The 14180-nt window shown below is 60.4% G+C and carries 12 protein-coding genes; 7 read left to right on the top strand and 5 right to left on the bottom strand.

Features of this window, described 5'->3' with window-relative positions; all coding sequences use genetic code 11:
• The first annotated feature begins 4 nt into the window (after nt 1–4).
• A complete protein-coding gene (locus tag O2N64_RS09955; RefSeq protein ID WP_271077456.1) occupies nt 5–262 on the top strand; it encodes an ATP synthase F1 subunit epsilon in 258 nt (85 codons plus the stop codon).
• A 70-nt stretch (nt 263–332) separates the two neighbouring features.
• Here the strand turns inward: O2N64_RS09955 and O2N64_RS09950 are convergent, their stop codons facing one another.
• Entirely contained in the window at nt 333–971 is a 639-nt protein-coding gene (locus O2N64_RS09950) for an SOUL family heme-binding protein (RefSeq protein WP_271077455.1), read from the bottom strand.
• A 154-nt stretch (nt 972–1125) separates the two neighbouring features.
• Between O2N64_RS09950 and O2N64_RS09945 the strand changes: the two genes are divergently transcribed.
• Nucleotides 1126–3273, top strand: coding sequence for a prolyl oligopeptidase family serine peptidase (locus O2N64_RS09945; RefSeq protein ID WP_271077454.1), 2148 nt, complete (start codon nt 1126–1128; stop codon nt 3271–3273).
• An 85-nt stretch (nt 3274–3358) separates the two neighbouring features.
• On the opposite strand, the gene O2N64_RS09940 is transcribed toward O2N64_RS09945, so the two are convergent.
• The gene (locus tag O2N64_RS09940) at nt 3359–3856 is read right to left on the bottom strand and encodes an SGNH/GDSL hydrolase family protein (protein WP_271077453.1); all 498 of its coding nucleotides are present in this window, start codon (nt 3854–3856) and stop codon (nt 3359–3361) included.
• 312 nt (nt 3857–4168) lie between these two features.
• Between O2N64_RS09940 and O2N64_RS09935 the strand changes: the two genes are divergently transcribed.
• Nucleotides 4169–5659, top strand: a complete 1491-nt coding sequence (locus O2N64_RS09935; protein WP_271077452.1) for an ArnT family glycosyltransferase — start codon at nt 4169–4171, stop codon at nt 5657–5659.
• On the opposite strand, the gene O2N64_RS09930 is transcribed toward O2N64_RS09935, so the two are convergent.
• Nucleotides 5634–6560: a DMT family transporter gene (locus tag O2N64_RS09930; RefSeq protein ID WP_271077451.1), complete on the bottom strand. Its 927-nt coding sequence runs from the start codon at nt 6558–6560 to the stop codon at nt 5634–5636. The genes O2N64_RS09935 and O2N64_RS09930 overlap by 26 nt on opposite strands.
• A 174-nt stretch (nt 6561–6734) precedes the next feature.
• Between O2N64_RS09930 and O2N64_RS09925 the strand changes: the two genes are divergently transcribed.
• Entirely contained in the window at nt 6735–7736 is a 1002-nt protein-coding gene (locus O2N64_RS09925; RefSeq protein ID WP_271077450.1) for a glycosyltransferase family 2 protein, read from the top strand.
• Nucleotides 7733–9418, top strand: coding sequence for an ArnT family glycosyltransferase (locus O2N64_RS09920; RefSeq protein ID WP_271077449.1), 1686 nt, complete (start codon nt 7733–7735; stop codon nt 9416–9418). The genes O2N64_RS09925 and O2N64_RS09920 overlap by 4 nt, the downstream gene beginning before the upstream one ends.
• Here the strand turns inward: O2N64_RS09920 and O2N64_RS09915 are convergent.
• Complete coding sequence (locus O2N64_RS09915; protein ID WP_271077448.1) at nt 9415–10326, bottom strand: hypothetical protein; 912 nt, start codon at nt 10324–10326, stop codon at nt 9415–9417. The two genes, O2N64_RS09920 and O2N64_RS09915, sit on opposite strands and share 4 nt — an antisense overlap.
• Nucleotides 10323–11204, bottom strand: a complete 882-nt coding sequence (locus O2N64_RS09910; RefSeq protein ID WP_271077447.1) for a hypothetical protein — start codon at nt 11202–11204, stop codon at nt 10323–10325. Before O2N64_RS09910 ends, O2N64_RS09915 begins: the two co-directional genes overlap by 4 nt.
• Before the next feature lie 141 nt (nt 11205–11345).
• Between O2N64_RS09910 and O2N64_RS09905 the strand changes: the two genes are divergently transcribed.
• Nucleotides 11346–12446: a glycosyltransferase gene (locus tag O2N64_RS09905; protein ID WP_271077446.1), complete on the top strand. Its 1101-nt coding sequence runs from the start codon at nt 11346–11348 to the stop codon at nt 12444–12446.
• Nucleotides 12447–12627: 181 nt separating this feature from the next.
• Nucleotides 12628–14157 carry a CpaF family protein gene (locus O2N64_RS09900; protein WP_271077445.1) on the top strand — a complete coding sequence of 510 codons (1530 nt, stop codon included), beginning with the start codon at nt 12628–12630 and terminating at the stop codon, nt 14155–14157.
• Nucleotides 14158–14180: the final 23 nt, after the last annotated feature.

The following is a 14180-nucleotide window of genomic DNA, read 5'->3' as shown; positions in this document are numbered from 1 at the left end:
GACGATGGCACTGCACTTCGAACTCGTCACGCCGAGCAAGCTCGTCCGTTCGGAAGACGTCCACATGGTGGTCGTGCCCGGCAGCGAAGGCGAGTTTGGCGTGCTGGAAGGCCACGCACCTTTCATGTCGACCATCCGGGACGGCGCGGTGCAGGTCTACAAGACCGAGGGCGCCGAGCCTGAGAGCATCGTGGTCAAAGGCGGCTTTGCCGAAGTCGGCGAAAAGGGCCTCACGGTTCTAGCCGAGCACGTCGAAGCCTAATCGCTTCTCGCATCTGATACGAAAAGGGCGCCCTCTGCGGCGCCCTTTTTTGTGTCCTGACGATCCGAACTTATTCGACCGGGATCATCACTTCATTGCGGCGCATGACGCCGGGCACCGAAGGCGGATCGTAGAAGGCATATTCGGCGCCCCGTGCTGCCTCCAAGCCGTTCTCTGCCATCCAATTGCGCAATTGCTCCTCGCGCTCAGCCAAGTCGGCGTTGCGCGCATTGCCGGAGAATTGCACCACCGCCATGCGGCGAGCCGGAACTTCGGTAAGCGTGATATCATCCGGCGCGGGTGGCAGCGTCTCCAACGTGTATTCGGCGGGCATTACGAAACGCGTGCGCCAGCGGCCCTCGCCCCCCGCATCCTGCATGACAGGCGATGTCATCGCGATCTCTTCCCGTTCCTCTGCATCCTGCATCACCGGAGAGGTCATCGCGATCTCCTCACCGCCGCGATCCTCGGCGAAGATATAGGCGGCCAGGCGGCGAAAGCCCTGCCCGTTTGCCTGCTCTCGCGTCCCTTCGCTCCACACTTCGGCAACGATGATCGGCGCATATTCGCGCAATTCGATGTCACCATCGCTGCGCAGCACGGTATATTCGGGGCCTTCGATGCTTTCCATATATCGATCATAAGCGAACGCGCTTCCGGCGACTAGGACGCCAAGACCAGCGGCGGCGATGGCTATTTTCTTCAGCATGACGTGTTACTCCGTTTGTCCAATCAACCGATCTGCAAACGGCATGTTCCGCGCAGTCCTCTCGTAACAGGCAGTACCGCCCATAAAACGCCTTGATCGTCGCGCGCCGGAGTGAAACAGTCCGCGTCATAAATCCGACTCCCGGGAGAAAATCATGAAAAGCGTTTCCACACGGGCCATCGCCCTTTCTCTTGCCCTGGCAGCCGGCATGACAATGTCCGGACCAGCACTCGCACAGGATGCCGACACAGTGGCGAATACCGAATTCGAAGCCGAAAACGATCCCTTCATCTGGCTGGAAGAAACCCGCAGCGACCGCGCCATGGCATGGGTTGAAAATGAGAATGAGCTTACCATCGCCGCGCTGCAAACCGATCCACGGTTTGAAGAACTGCGAGAAGAAGCCCTCGCCATCTACAATGCCGATGACCGCATCCCCGGCGTCAGCTTCACGCATTATGGCATGGTCAATTTCTGGCAGGATGCCGATAATCCCAAGGGCATTGTTCGCCGCACCACACTGGAAAGCTGGCGGACCGATAATCCGACCTGGGAGACGATCCTCGATGTCGATGCTCTCGCCGAGGCCGAAGGGCGCGACTGGGTCTATCAGGGCATGAATTGCCTTCCGCCTGATGGAACGCGCTGCCTCGTCTCGCTGTCGGACGGCGGGCAAGACGCCAGCATCATGCGCGAATTCGACCTCGAAACGCTTAGCTTCGTCGAAGGCGGCTTCGAGCTTCCGGAAAGCCAGGGCGGCGCGAGCTGGGTGGATGAGAACACCCTGCTGGTCGGTCGCGATTTCGGCGACGGAACGCTGACCGAAAGCTTCTATCCTTTCACCACCCGCCTCTGGACGCGCGGCACATCGATCGAGGAAGCACCCGAAATCTTCCGCGGCGAAGCGACTGACGTGTCGGCCGGCGCTTACCTGCTGCGCGATGCATCCGGCACGGTGCACGGCCGCATGGCCTACCGCGGCATCTCCTTCCACGAACGCGCCTATTACTTCGAAGTCGATGGTGAATGGGTCGCGCTGGAAATTCCGGCGAAGGCCAACCCCTATGGCATCGTCGATGGCCACCTGCTCTTCTCCACCGATGTCGAATGGAACGATGGCGAACAGGTTTTTCCCGCTGACTCGATCATCGCTGTCGACCTTGAAGCCTTCAAAGCTGATCCGAACACGACGGATCGCACGCTCGTTTGGTCCCCGCAGGAGCGGCAGACTAAGCGCGGAGCATCCACCACAGCAAATTCGCTTTACGTGACGCTACTCGACAATGTGCGCGGTCAGGTCCTCAAATTCGACTATGTCGATGGCGAGTGGGTATCCGAGCGGATCGACCTGCCGGAGAATGCCAGTGTGGGCGTCTCGACGGCTTCGAACGAGACCGATCAGATCATGTTCTATTCGACCGACTTCCTGTCGCCCGGAACCTATTACTACGCTGCCGATGGCGTAACGCCAGAACCGGTGAAGGAATCGCCCGAGCGCTTCGATGCGACGGGCATGCAGATCGAGCAGTATGAGGCGACGAGCGCTGACGGCACTCAGATCCCCTACTTCATCGTTCGGCCCGAAGGCATGGAAGATGGTGGCAGCACGCCGACGCTGCTCTACGGTTATGGCGGTTTCCAGATCTCGCAGGTGCCGAGCTACCTTGGCACCACCGGTCGCATGTGGGTTGAGCGCGGCGGCGCCTATGTGCTCGCAAACCTGCGCGGCGGCGGCGAATTCGGCCCCGAATGGCATCAGAGCGCCATCCGCGAGAACAAGCAGCGCACATGGGACGATTTCATCGCCGTTGCCGAAGACTTGGTGGAGCGCGGCTTCACCAGCCCGGATCACCTCGGCATCCAGGGCGGCAGTCAGGGCGGCTTGCTGGTGGGCACAGCCTTCACCCAGCGCCCCGACCTGTTCGATGCTGCTATCGTCCAGATCCCGCTCTTCGACATGCTCCGTTATCAGTATATCGGTCGCGGTGCTTCGTGGATCGGCGAATATGGCGATCCGCGCATTCCCGAACAGCGCGAGTGGATTGAAGGCTATTCACCCTATCAGGCACTGAATTCAGGCGAGGATTTTCCGCGCGTTTTCTACGTCACCTCCACCGCCGATGACCGCACCCACCCGAGCCACGGCCGCAAAGCTGCCGCGCGCATGGCAGCAAATGGCGATGAGTATCTCTATTATGAGGACATGACCGGTGGCCACTCCGGCGGGGTGGACAACGAACAGCGCGCCCGCCTGCGCGCCATGCAGATCGTCTACCTGATGCAGCAGCTGATGGATGATTGATCCATCAGGAGAAAATGTCGGGCCGTAGTCGTTACGGCTTCAACACATTAAAGGGCGCCGGATTCGGCGCCCTTTTTCGTGCCAGTCACTCGGCCGGTTCGCCGATCAACCATCGCCCAAAGGAGGCGGACACTTGCGGCGTGAAATGAATTCCGTCCTCGGTGAAGCCAGTCTCAAGTCTGGGCGCAGGCAAGACATCAAGCGCCTTGCTTTGGGCCAGTTCACTCATGGTTTCGTTCAATCTGGTGATCGCTTCTACATCGAATTTACTGCCATGTGGGCGACGATCCACCTCGATAGGCCAAATTTTCGCCAAGGTTAGGCCGGGTCTCGCGCAGTCTTCAACAAGCTGCGCCATCGCCGCCTCGCTTGCCGCGATATCGATATGCCTTGTGTTTGCATCGTTTACGCCAAGCGCGATCGTAACCGGCCCATCATGGATTGCACACAGCACGCGGCTGATTCGGCTGACGCTTTCGAATGTTGCGCCGCCATAGCCAACGAATTGGGCAGTTGCGGGCTCGGGTGCCTGAAACACGCGGCTGTCCCCGATGACCATTTGCCGCGCGAGTGGTGCCTTCACCAGATGAAGGGCCGTGCGCGCAATGTCTCCGGGCCGGCCGGAGTGCGATGCGATTGCCCAGGCAGAGAAGAGTATGAGCGTAGCCGCAAGAGCGAAAGCTACGCTAGCTAGGACAATCATCGAACGTCGTAGTCTGGAGAGCACAATACTGACACCTTACCTTCGCTCGCCTTCGCGTGAAATCATTTTGCGCAGGTATTTAAGCGGACTTTCGACAGCCGCTTCAGCATCGAAACCCCGATACGGTCCGAGCTTCATAAAGCTTTCTTAACCATGATTGGCCAAAGCGGATGCGATGAAAGACTCTGCACGATGACGGTGGTGGCAGCCAGCACAACTGCAAGCAAGACCGGCAATATTGCGGCGTTGCTGCGCGGCGATGCGCTGGCGCTTGTGCTGCTCGGCGCTCTGGTGCTGCTGACGCGCGGCATCTGGTTTGGCGATCCGGTCGCCGATTTCGATGAGCAGCTGTACAGCTTCATCGGTTGGCGCATGACCGAAGGCGAATTGCCGTTCGTCGACTGGTGGGATCGCAAGCCCTTTGGCCTGTTTGCCATTTTCGCTGTGGCGCATTCGCTGTTCGGCCCCGGCCCCCTCGCCTATCAGATTGTCGCCACGCTGTTCGCCTTTGCTGGTGCCGCGCTGGTCTACATGCTAGCGCGCCGGCTTGTCGGTCGCCTCTCCGCATGGCTTGCCGCCGCCATTTCGACCATGCTGCTGTGCGCTTACGCCAGCTATTCCGGGCAAAGCGAAGTTTTCTTCCTGCCGCTGATGCTGGGCATGGTGGCGCTGCTGATCGATGCCGATCACCCGCATTTCACGCGGCGCGCGATGATGGCCATGCTGCTCGGCGGTATCGCGCTGCAGGTCAAATACACCGTGGTGCCGCAGTGCCTGTTCTTCGGCCTTTACGCGCTGTGGGTAGAGCACAAGCGCGGCACGGCCTTGCCTCGCCTGATCGGCCTTGGCGCGGGTTTTGCACTCATGGGGCTCTTGCCGACGCTGCTGGTCGCCGCATTCTATGCCGCTGTTGGCGATTTCGACGCATTCATGTTCGCCAACTTCCTGTCCTTTTTCGACCGCACACCTGCACCGCAAGGCCGCTGGGGCGGTGATCACGCGCTGGGTGTCCTTCCTATCGCGCTGCTGGTCGTCGGCGGTATTTATGGCGCATTCCGCATGCGCGCGCCCGATCCGTTTCGCGACTGGCTGTTCTTTTGCGGCTGGGCAGTGTCGAGCCTTGCCAGCGTCCTTCTTCCGGGGACGGTGTACCTCTATTACTACGCGGCGATGGCAGCGCCTGCCGCGCTGGTCGCGCTTCCCATGCTGGATCGCCAGAGCCCGCTTCGCGCGGTGCCCGGCATCCTGCTAGCCATGGCTTTTCTTGCGCTGCTTTCCATTCCCGACCGGCGACAGACGTCGCTGGAAGAACGCGCCGCGGCTGAGCAGCTCGCCAGCGTCATCGCTCCGCATGTGGATGCCGAGAGCAATTGCCTGTGGCTCTGGGATGGCCCGACCGCGCTCTACCGGATGACGAATAGCTGTGTGCCCACGCGTTATGTCTATCCCGACCATTTGAACAATGCTCTCGAGGTAAATGCGGTGGAGGTTTCGCAGAGCGAGGAAGTCGCACGCATTCTGGCTAACCGTCCCGGCGCGATAGTTACCGCCAGTCGCCCGATGACCATCCAGAATGAAGAGGCAACGGCGCTGGTCGAAGCCGCGCTTGCCAGTGACTATGAACAGCGTCTTTCGGTCGAAATGCATGATCGGACGCTTACCGCCTGGATACGCCGCGACTGACCGTGCTGGAAGCCGCGTCCCGCCGCCTGCCCAAATACCAGAGCCACAATCCCGACCCGATGATGAGCGCCGCGCCGCCCATTGCAATCGCGTCCGGTGCTTCGTTGAAGAAAATCCATGCGAGCGTCGTCGCGACGAGGATCTGCACATAGGTCATTGGCGCGATGGTGGCGGCACCGGCGCGCTGCGTGCCCATGAAAATCAGCCAGTGCGCGCATGTTGCCGTTACCGCCACGCAGGCTGCGCGGGCCATCACGTGCCATTCGGGCCAGTAGAAATCGACAGCAGCATATCCGCTCGCCTCGCCCAGCACCGCTGCGCTCACCAGCACGACAGCCGCTCCGCCCGCGACATAGACTTGCGCCGCGAGCGAACTCCCTGCTCCCCGTGCAGCCCGGTTTGCCGTCATCAGCACCGCCATTCCAAAAGCGCAGAGCACCGGCAAAAGCGCTGCAAATCCGATTTCCGCGAAATTGGGCCGCAGGATGATCAGCACACCGATGAAGGCCACTATGGTGGCGATGATGGTGGAGGCGCGCAGGCGTTCGCCCAGAAATACGCTCGCCAACAGCGCTGTGATCATCGGCTGGGTGAACGTGATCGCGACGGCATCTGCCAGTGGCATCAGCCACACGCTGCCGAAGAAGGCGAGCGTCGCGATCCCCACGCCCAGTCCGCGCATCGCTTGGATGGCGGGCCTCGGAATGGTGCGAAACGGTGCCCCGCCCTCCTTATAGGCCAGCAGACCAGACAGCGCGGCAAAGCCCAGCGAGTAGCGGAAAGCGGCAAGCGCCGTGGGCGTCCATTCATCGGCAATGCTTTTCACGATCGCGTCGCCAATCGACAGCAGGACGAAGCCCGCCAGTGCGAAGACCAGTCCGGCCTTGTCCGATTGTTGCATGCGATGAGAACCCTGCCGCGATGATTGCCGCTGGCCACTAGGCCCGCTGGCAGCGCGCATCAAACGAATAATCCGCCCGATGCGCTCTCGCCAAGTTTACGAAGCCTTAAACGGTCATGCTTAACAGAAACCTATGCACGGCCCCGCAGGGGTTCGTTTTTGCGTGGAGACAGCGTGGTTAAACTGATCATCCAGATCCCGTGTCTGAACGAGGCGGAAAGCCTGCCAGAGACGCTCGCGCGGCTTCCACGACGCATTCCGGGCGTCGATGTGATCGAATTTCTGGTGGTGGACGATGGCTCCAGCGACGGGACGGCCGTGGTCGCCCGTCAGTTCGGCGCGCATCACGTGGTGAGCCATCGGCGCAATCGCGGCTTGGCTGCCGCTTTCCGCTCGGGCGTGGACAAGGCATTGTCTGAAGGCGCGGATATTATCGTCAACACGGATGGTGACGGACAATATGAGGGCGCGGATATCGCTGCGCTTGTCGCTCCGGTGGTCGAAGGCCGCGCGGACATCGTGATCGGGGACCGCGGCGTTGCAGACAATGCGCACTTCTCGCGTGCCAAGCGCCTCATGCAGCGTGTGGGATCGGGCGTGGTGCAATCGCTCGCAGGCACGAAAGTGACCGATGCGGTCAGCGGTTTTCGCGCCATCAGCCGCGAAGCTGCGCAGCGCATCAATATAACCACCGAATTCTCCTACACCACCGACATGCTGATCCAGGCGGGTCGCAAGAAGATGGCGATCCTGACGGTGCCGGTGCGCACCCATGCCGCCGTTCGTCCTAGCCGCCTCTTCAAGTCGATCCCGCGCTTTATCGTGCAAACCGGCATCACGATGGCCCGCGCCTTTACCGCGCACAAACCGCTGCGCGCCTTTGTTGGCACGGGATCGCTGATCGCTTTTATCGGACTGCTGCCGATCCTGCGTTTCCTATGGTTTGTCGCCCAAGGAGACGGGAGCGGACATATCCAGTCGCTCGTCATCGGCGGTGCGCTGCTGGTGCTCGGCACGCTGGTCGCCATCCTTGGCATGGTCGCCGATCTCATCGCCGCCAACCGCAAGCTGATCGAAGATAACCTCGCGCGGACACGCGCCCTGGAAGACCGCATTTCGGATCTGCAGGCGAGCCGCATGGATGAAGTGCAAACGAGCCGAAAGCGCGCCTCGTGAGCAGCGCCGCGATGGCAGCGACGCTGCCCGAAACGGCACCCGCGGCTTCGTCAGCATCATCCGATGCGCGGTTTTGGCCACTCGTCGCGCTCGTCGTCTTGCTGGTGGTGCAGGCGAGCATGACATTTACCCGCGCGATAAATTGGGACGAATTTTTCTTTTACCATCAGGTCGCTGCATTCGCCGAAGGCGAGCTTGATAGCCCGTTGCAAACGTTCAACACGCGCATATTCTTTTGGCTGCCCGGCCTTTTCGGCAGCAATGTCGATCATATCGTCGCCGCGCGCTTGGTAATGATGCTCTTTGAAATAGGCACGCTGGCGGGGCTCTATGTGATCGCGCGCCGCTTTACCGACTGCGCGACTGCCGTGTTCGTCCCACTGCTTTATCTTTCCGCTGGATATGTCTTGCAACACGGTATGTCGTTCCGGGTCGATCCGATGGCAGCATGCCTGCTGGTCGGAGCGCTCGCGGTTCTTGTCCGGAGTAAACTGGACTGGAAAAGCATTGTGCTGTTCGGCTTGTTCGCCGGGATCGCTGGTATGGTGACGATCAAGGCAGTTCTTTACCTCCCTGCTTTCGCCGCGATCGCCACCATGCGATTGCTGAATGCGCAGAAAAAACGCGGCACATTTGTGCGGATCGCAGCGTGCGGGATTGCGGCCCTCGCCTGCTTCGCAGCGCTGTTCTTCTGGCACAGCAGCGCAGTTACCGGCGGTTCGCAGTCCGTAAACGCTCCGCCGTCCCTGCTGGCCGATTCGCTAAGCTGGATGTTCTTCCTCGGCCTGCCCCCTTATGGAAGTATGGCAGTGAAGGCGATGATGCTTGCGCCAATCTTCACGATCGCGGTGATCGCAGCGCCTTTCCTGCTCAAACGCTCCGAGAGGTCGCTGCCTGAAAAGATCGCGCTCTTGGGCCTTTGGTTTCCGGTGTTCACCCCCTTTTTCTATACGAATTCCGCCGCCTATCTGTATGCTTACATCCTTGCACCGGTCGCCGTTGGCTGTGTCCCGGCATTGGAGTGGGCCCGACGGAGGCTTTCAGGCGTGCTCATCACAGCTGCGCTCGCGGGAATAGCTCTCAGCGTTTTCGCGGTTGAGGATCGGCAAATCATCGACCGTCAGCGCCAGTTGGAAAGCAACGTGCGCGAGCTGTTCCCGCAACCGGTCACCTATTTCGACCATAACTTCATGATGGGAAGCTGGCCCAAGGCCAATCGCTTCATGACGCCATGGGGCATGCATCGCTACCGTAGCGGAGGAGAATCTGTCTATCGCATGGCGATGGAGCGCGAGACGGTGCCGCTGCTGCTGGGCAATTGGGAAGGTATTCATGCCTTCATGCAGCACGGTGACGATGGCGTTCTTCTGCCGCCCGATACGGCTGCCTTGCGCGAGAATTACGTGGCGGTTTCGCCGTTCATCTACGCCGCCGGAAAGCAATTCGATGCTGGTGCCTCGCTCAGCGAAGTCGAATTCCTTGTTCCCGGAGAATACTCTGTTCTTGACAATGCGATAACCCTCGATGGCCAGCGGCATGAGATCGGCGAACGCGTCCAGATTGATCGCGGAAAATACGCTGTGGAAGTCGACGCTTCGGCCGATGCGAGCCTGGTGTGGTCAAGCGCGGCAGGCGGCCCGCGCGAGCCGCTCTCACAGGGCCCGATTTTTGTCGGCTTCTAGACTGAAGCAGCACTTTGCGCCTGCGCCACTCGCTCTTGCCATTCGGGTTCAAGCCCGTAGCCGTACCGCCGCATCTGGTCCCCGCAAAGGCGCTCGATCAGCATGACATCGCGGTCGGGCCAGTCGGGCCAATCGCGTCGAGGACCCCTACTCGCATTGGCAACTTTCCCGGTGAAACCAGACAGATCGCCGACCGGATATTTCCCGTCGAAAGCGGCGAAATCGACCAGCTCTTCAACATGACTCGTGTCTTCACCGAAAAGGCTTTCGAAGCGGAACACACGGACATCCTTCGACAGTGCAGCAGCCTCTTCCAGTCGCTGCGTGATACAGCGCCAGTCCCATGCCAGTCGACCAAACCGATCGAGTGATGGCCATTCCTCCACCCACTCATCATCGCCGATTTCCTTTGGCGTGAACGGGCCGAGCGGGAACCATTGCACGAACCCGGGGGTATGCCGGTCCGGCTGGTGGCGCACCCAGCTTTCCACCCAGTCGCGAGGATCGCGGACCACGCCGATCAAACGGCTGCCAGGGAATGCCTTGTGAAGGACCGGCGCGACCATCCAATAGCGCAGACTGCTTTCGACAAGCAGCGGCTCGGTGATCGAGGCGATGTAATCGGCGCGTTGATCCTGCAGCCGCGCAATGGCCGTCTCCTCACTGATTTCGCCCGCCATGAGCTTGTGACCGATCGCGCGGAGGCCCGAACGGCCCAACAGCCGTCCGATGACCATGTGGTAGAGTCCGAACCGCCGAATGCGCGGCCAACTTACCCTAGGATCGCGAACCAGCACGTCGGGCTCATGCTCTGACCAGCAATTGTCGATGACCTCTTCCAGCCTTTCGCCGAAAAAGGTCGTTCCGGTGCGGCCACCGGAGGCGATGAAGACGAGATCCTTGCTCATGTTGCTGGCCGCGGCTGGTATGCACCGGTGGCGATCATCGCAAGTGCAATCACGCCGCCAACCCCAAGCCCGCACAACCTATTGATGGCGGCAGCAAGGAATGCCGCCGCCGGAAGCACTCCGATGAGCAACGCCAAAGCGGCGCTGATCCCTTCGGACACGCCCAGCCCTGCGGGCAGGATACCGACATATGTGGTGACGGTCCCACCAACAACGAACAACAGCGCATCGCGAACCGGCACGATGGAACCTATCACGAGGAAGCAGGCGACGAAGCGCAGCGTCGTAAGGGCGAGGATACCAAGCCGCAGGGCCAGCATGGCGCTGACAATCGCCGCTCCGGCCTTGCGAGCAACCCATCCCATCGAGCCGATGAATACGAGCACTGAGCCTGCCAGCAGTACATAGGCCAACCACGGCTCCCTCGGCAGCAATGGAATGGCCGCGAACACTCCCGCGAGCGCGAGTGTCATGAGCGAGGATACTGCAAGGACACCAATCATGGCTTTGAAGCTGGCGCCTGAGCGAAGCAAGGCCGCGCCGCGCACCAGAGCCGCACCAGGGATCGGCAAAACCTCCGCCACCCGCCCGATAACCGTCGCCACCAGGCTGTCTTTTGCGGAGATACGCGTGTCCACGATTTTCGCGAGTAGGGAAAGGTTGAGTGCTGACAGAGCAATATCGAGCGGTACGAAAACTAGAACGACAACCAGCAACGGCCGCCACTCCAAGCTTGCCAGCGTCACATCGAGCTGGCCGACCGCCCACACCATTCCCCCGCCAAACAGCAGGACGGCAATGACCGTCAACGCGATCCGATTACGCGCGGAAAACGCACGAAGCGCAGCGGACAGGCTGATGAGACGGTCGAAGGCCATGCACCGACTTTCCTGTCACGCGGTGAAAATACAATAGGGATGCATGAGATGTCCCGATATCCCGCGTGCACAGCATTGCGCGCGGCATAACCCGATGCCGGCAATGGATTGGCTGCAGGCAATTCGTCTATAGGCTGAGTCATGTCTCAGAAGGTCACGATGATTGCGCCCGTTCCTCCTTTCAGAGGGGGCATTGCGCATCACAGCGCGGCGCTCGCCGGCGGCCTGGGAACCATTCCCGAGTGCGAGCTCGAAATCGAGTCCTTTCAGCGGCTTTATCCGGCATTCTTTTATCCGGGAGAGAGCCCTTACGACGGGACCGATCCTTCTTCGCCAGCCCGCGCAGGCCGCTTCGATCTCGATGTGCTTAATCCGCTAACCTGGCGCACGCTTGCGCGAAGGATTGCAGACCGAAGCGACGTTGCAGTAATCCCATGCTGGACTTTCTTCGCCGCCCCGTGCCTCGGTTGGATCGCGCGGCAATTGCGCAAAACCGGTGTCGAAGTCGTGATGCTCGTGCATAATGTTGGCGACCATGAAGGCGCGGCTTGGAAAAACTATCTCACACACTGGCAATTGGCGGGCGCGGACAGGTTCGTCACCCACACTCCACAGCTGGCCTCCCAACTTCGCGCCGCGGGGCTCAATCAGCCGTGCACCATCGTCCCCCACCCGCCTTATAGCGATTTTCCGCCCGCTACCGGTAGCATGCCGCAGGAGAAAGCACTGGAATTGCTATGTTTCGGTCTGGTCCGCCCTTACAAGGGTGTCGACATTGCTCTGGCAGGCCTCGCAGAAGCAGACTTGCCCGACGTCCGACTGACTATCGCTGGCGAAATATGGGACGGCGAAGACAATCTGCGCCGGCTCGCAAATGATCCGCGCCTCGCCGGAAAAGTCGAATTTCGTAACAGCTATCAGTCCGATCAGGATGCAGCCGATCTTTTCTCGCGAGCCGATGCCCTGCTGCTTCCTTATCGCACGATCACAGGGTCGGGTGTTTTGGCGATGGCACAGCACTATCGATTGCCCGTAGTCGCAAGCGACCTACCCGCGCTTGAGCAGCCGATTGAGCGCGACAAACTCGGCTGGTGCTTTGAGACCGGCGACGCGGCAGAACTGGCGCAACTGCTAAAAAGCGAGATTTCGCGCGAAAACTGTGCTGCTCTTGCGAGCGAGATGGCCGAGCCCGATGTCACCGGGTGGAACCACATGGCCTCCGCTGTGCTCGATCTCCCGTAACGGTATCAATACCGCAGGAATGGTGAACGCCCGATTCACCTCTCGCCACCGAACCAATGCTTCGCCCCGGCAGAACCTCACGGAAATTTGCGATTTGTTTACCAAACTCCGCGAAAGAGGGTTCCGACGCGGGAGACCAAATTCTTTGGGGTCCCTAAAGGTATGAAGTGAGAGGCATCGCATGAGCGCTTTCGGACGCAAGAACGGAGCTGGTGGCATGGGTCAGGGCGCACGCCCGAGCTTTGGTGTTGCTAAACCGATGCGTGGCGGTGCGGCTACGCCTTCCTCTGGCGACAAAGATGCGGAAAAGGACAATGGCGGCGAGCAATTCCCGCCCGTCCCGGCTGAAGGCGAGGCTGTAGATCCGGCGACCGGCAAGAATGCCGATGCGATGAATCGCCTCTCCGAACGTGCCAATGCCATTCACGAACAGCAGGAAATTGGCGGGTTCGAACAGAGCGTCCACAAGATCAAGGAACAGGTGCTGCCGCGCCTGCTCGAACGTGTTGACCCGGAAGCCGCCGCGACGCTCACCAAGGAAGAGCTGTCCGAAGAATTTCGCCCGATCATCATGGAAGTGCTGGCCGAGCTGAAAGTCACGCTGAACCGCCGCGAACAATTCGCGCTGGAAAAGGTGCTGATTGACGAGCTGCTCGGCTTCGGTCCGCTCGAAGAGCTGCTGAACGATCCGGACGTGTCCGATATCATGGTCAACGGGCCCGATCAGACCTACATCGAAAAGAAGGGCAAGCTGACCATCGCGCCGATCAAATTCCGCGATGAAGGCCACCTTTTCCAGATCGCCCAGCGCATCGTGAACCAGGTCGGCCGCCGTGTCGACCAGACCACGCCGCTGGCCGACGCCCGCTTGAAAGACGGCTCACGTGTGAACGTCATCGTGCCCCCGCTCTCGCTGCGCGGCACCGCGATTTCCATTCGTAAGTTCTCCGAGAAGCCGATCACGCTCGATAACCTGCGCGATTGGGGCTCGATGAGCGACAAGATGTGCACCGCGCTGAAAATCGCCGGTGCCTGCCGCATGAACGTGGTCATCTCGGGCGGTACGGGTTCGGGTAAAACGACGATGCTCAACTCGCTGTCGAAAATGATCGACCCGGGCGAGCGTGTGCTGACGATTGAAGACGCCGCCGAACTTCGCCTGCAGCAGCCGCACTGGCTGCCGCTCGAAACCCGCCCGCCGAACCTCGAGGGCCAGGGTGCCATCACCATCGGTGACCTCGTGAAGAACGCCCTGCGTATGCGTCCTGACCGCATTATCCTGGGTGAGATTCGTGGCGCGGAGTGTTTCGACCTTCTCGCCGCCATGAACACCGGCCACGATGGCTCCATGTGTACGCTTCACGCCAACTCTCCGCGTGAGTGCCTTGGCCGTATGGAAAACATGATCCTGATGGGCGACATCAAGATCCCGAAAGAAGCCATTTCGCGCCAGATCGCTGAATCGGTCGATTTGATCGTTCAGGTGAAGCGTCTGCGCGACGGTTCACGCCGCACTACCAACATCACGGAGGTTATCGGGATGGAAGGCGATGTGATCGTGACGCAGGAGCTGTTCAGCTTCGAATATCTCGATGAAAGCGAAGACGGCAAGATCATCGGCGAGCACCGCTCGTCCGGGCTGCGCCCCTACACGCTCGAAAAAGCCCGTCAGTTCGGTTTCGATCAAGCCTATCTCGAGGCTTGTCTCTAATTCTTTCGAAGCCGCATCCGCGG

The organism is Aurantiacibacter sp. MUD61 (assembly GCF_027912455.1).
Classification (GTDB): Bacteria; Pseudomonadota; Alphaproteobacteria; order Sphingomonadales; family Sphingomonadaceae; genus Alteraurantiacibacter.
This window is presented reverse-complemented; position numbering and strand designations above follow the sequence as displayed.

Coding starts and splice junctions, on each gene's coding strand:
- O2N64_RS09955 (WP_271077456.1), top strand. CDS start 5: ATGGCACTGCACTTCGAACTCGTCACGCCGAGCAAGCTCGTCCGTTCG.
- O2N64_RS09950 (WP_271077455.1), bottom strand. CDS start 971: ATGCTGAAGAAAATAGCCATCGCCGCCGCTGGTCTTGGCGTCCTAGTC.
- O2N64_RS09945 (WP_271077454.1), top strand. CDS start 1,126: ATGAAAAGCGTTTCCACACGGGCCATCGCCCTTTCTCTTGCCCTGGCA.
- O2N64_RS09935 (WP_271077452.1), top strand. CDS start 4,169: ATGACGGTGGTGGCAGCCAGCACAACTGCAAGCAAGACCGGCAATATT.
- O2N64_RS09930 (WP_271077451.1), bottom strand. CDS start 6,560: ATGCAACAATCGGACAAGGCCGGACTGGTCTTCGCACTGGCGGGCTTC.
- O2N64_RS09915 (WP_271077448.1), bottom strand. CDS start 10,326: ATGAGCAAGGATCTCGTCTTCATCGCCTCCGGTGGCCGCACCGGAACG.
- O2N64_RS09910 (WP_271077447.1), bottom strand. CDS start 11,204: ATGGCCTTCGACCGTCTCATCAGCCTGTCCGCTGCGCTTCGTGCGTTT.
- O2N64_RS09905 (WP_271077446.1), top strand. CDS start 11,346: ATGTCTCAGAAGGTCACGATGATTGCGCCCGTTCCTCCTTTCAGAGGG.
- O2N64_RS09900 (WP_271077445.1), top strand. CDS start 12,628: ATGAGCGCTTTCGGACGCAAGAACGGAGCTGGTGGCATGGGTCAGGGC.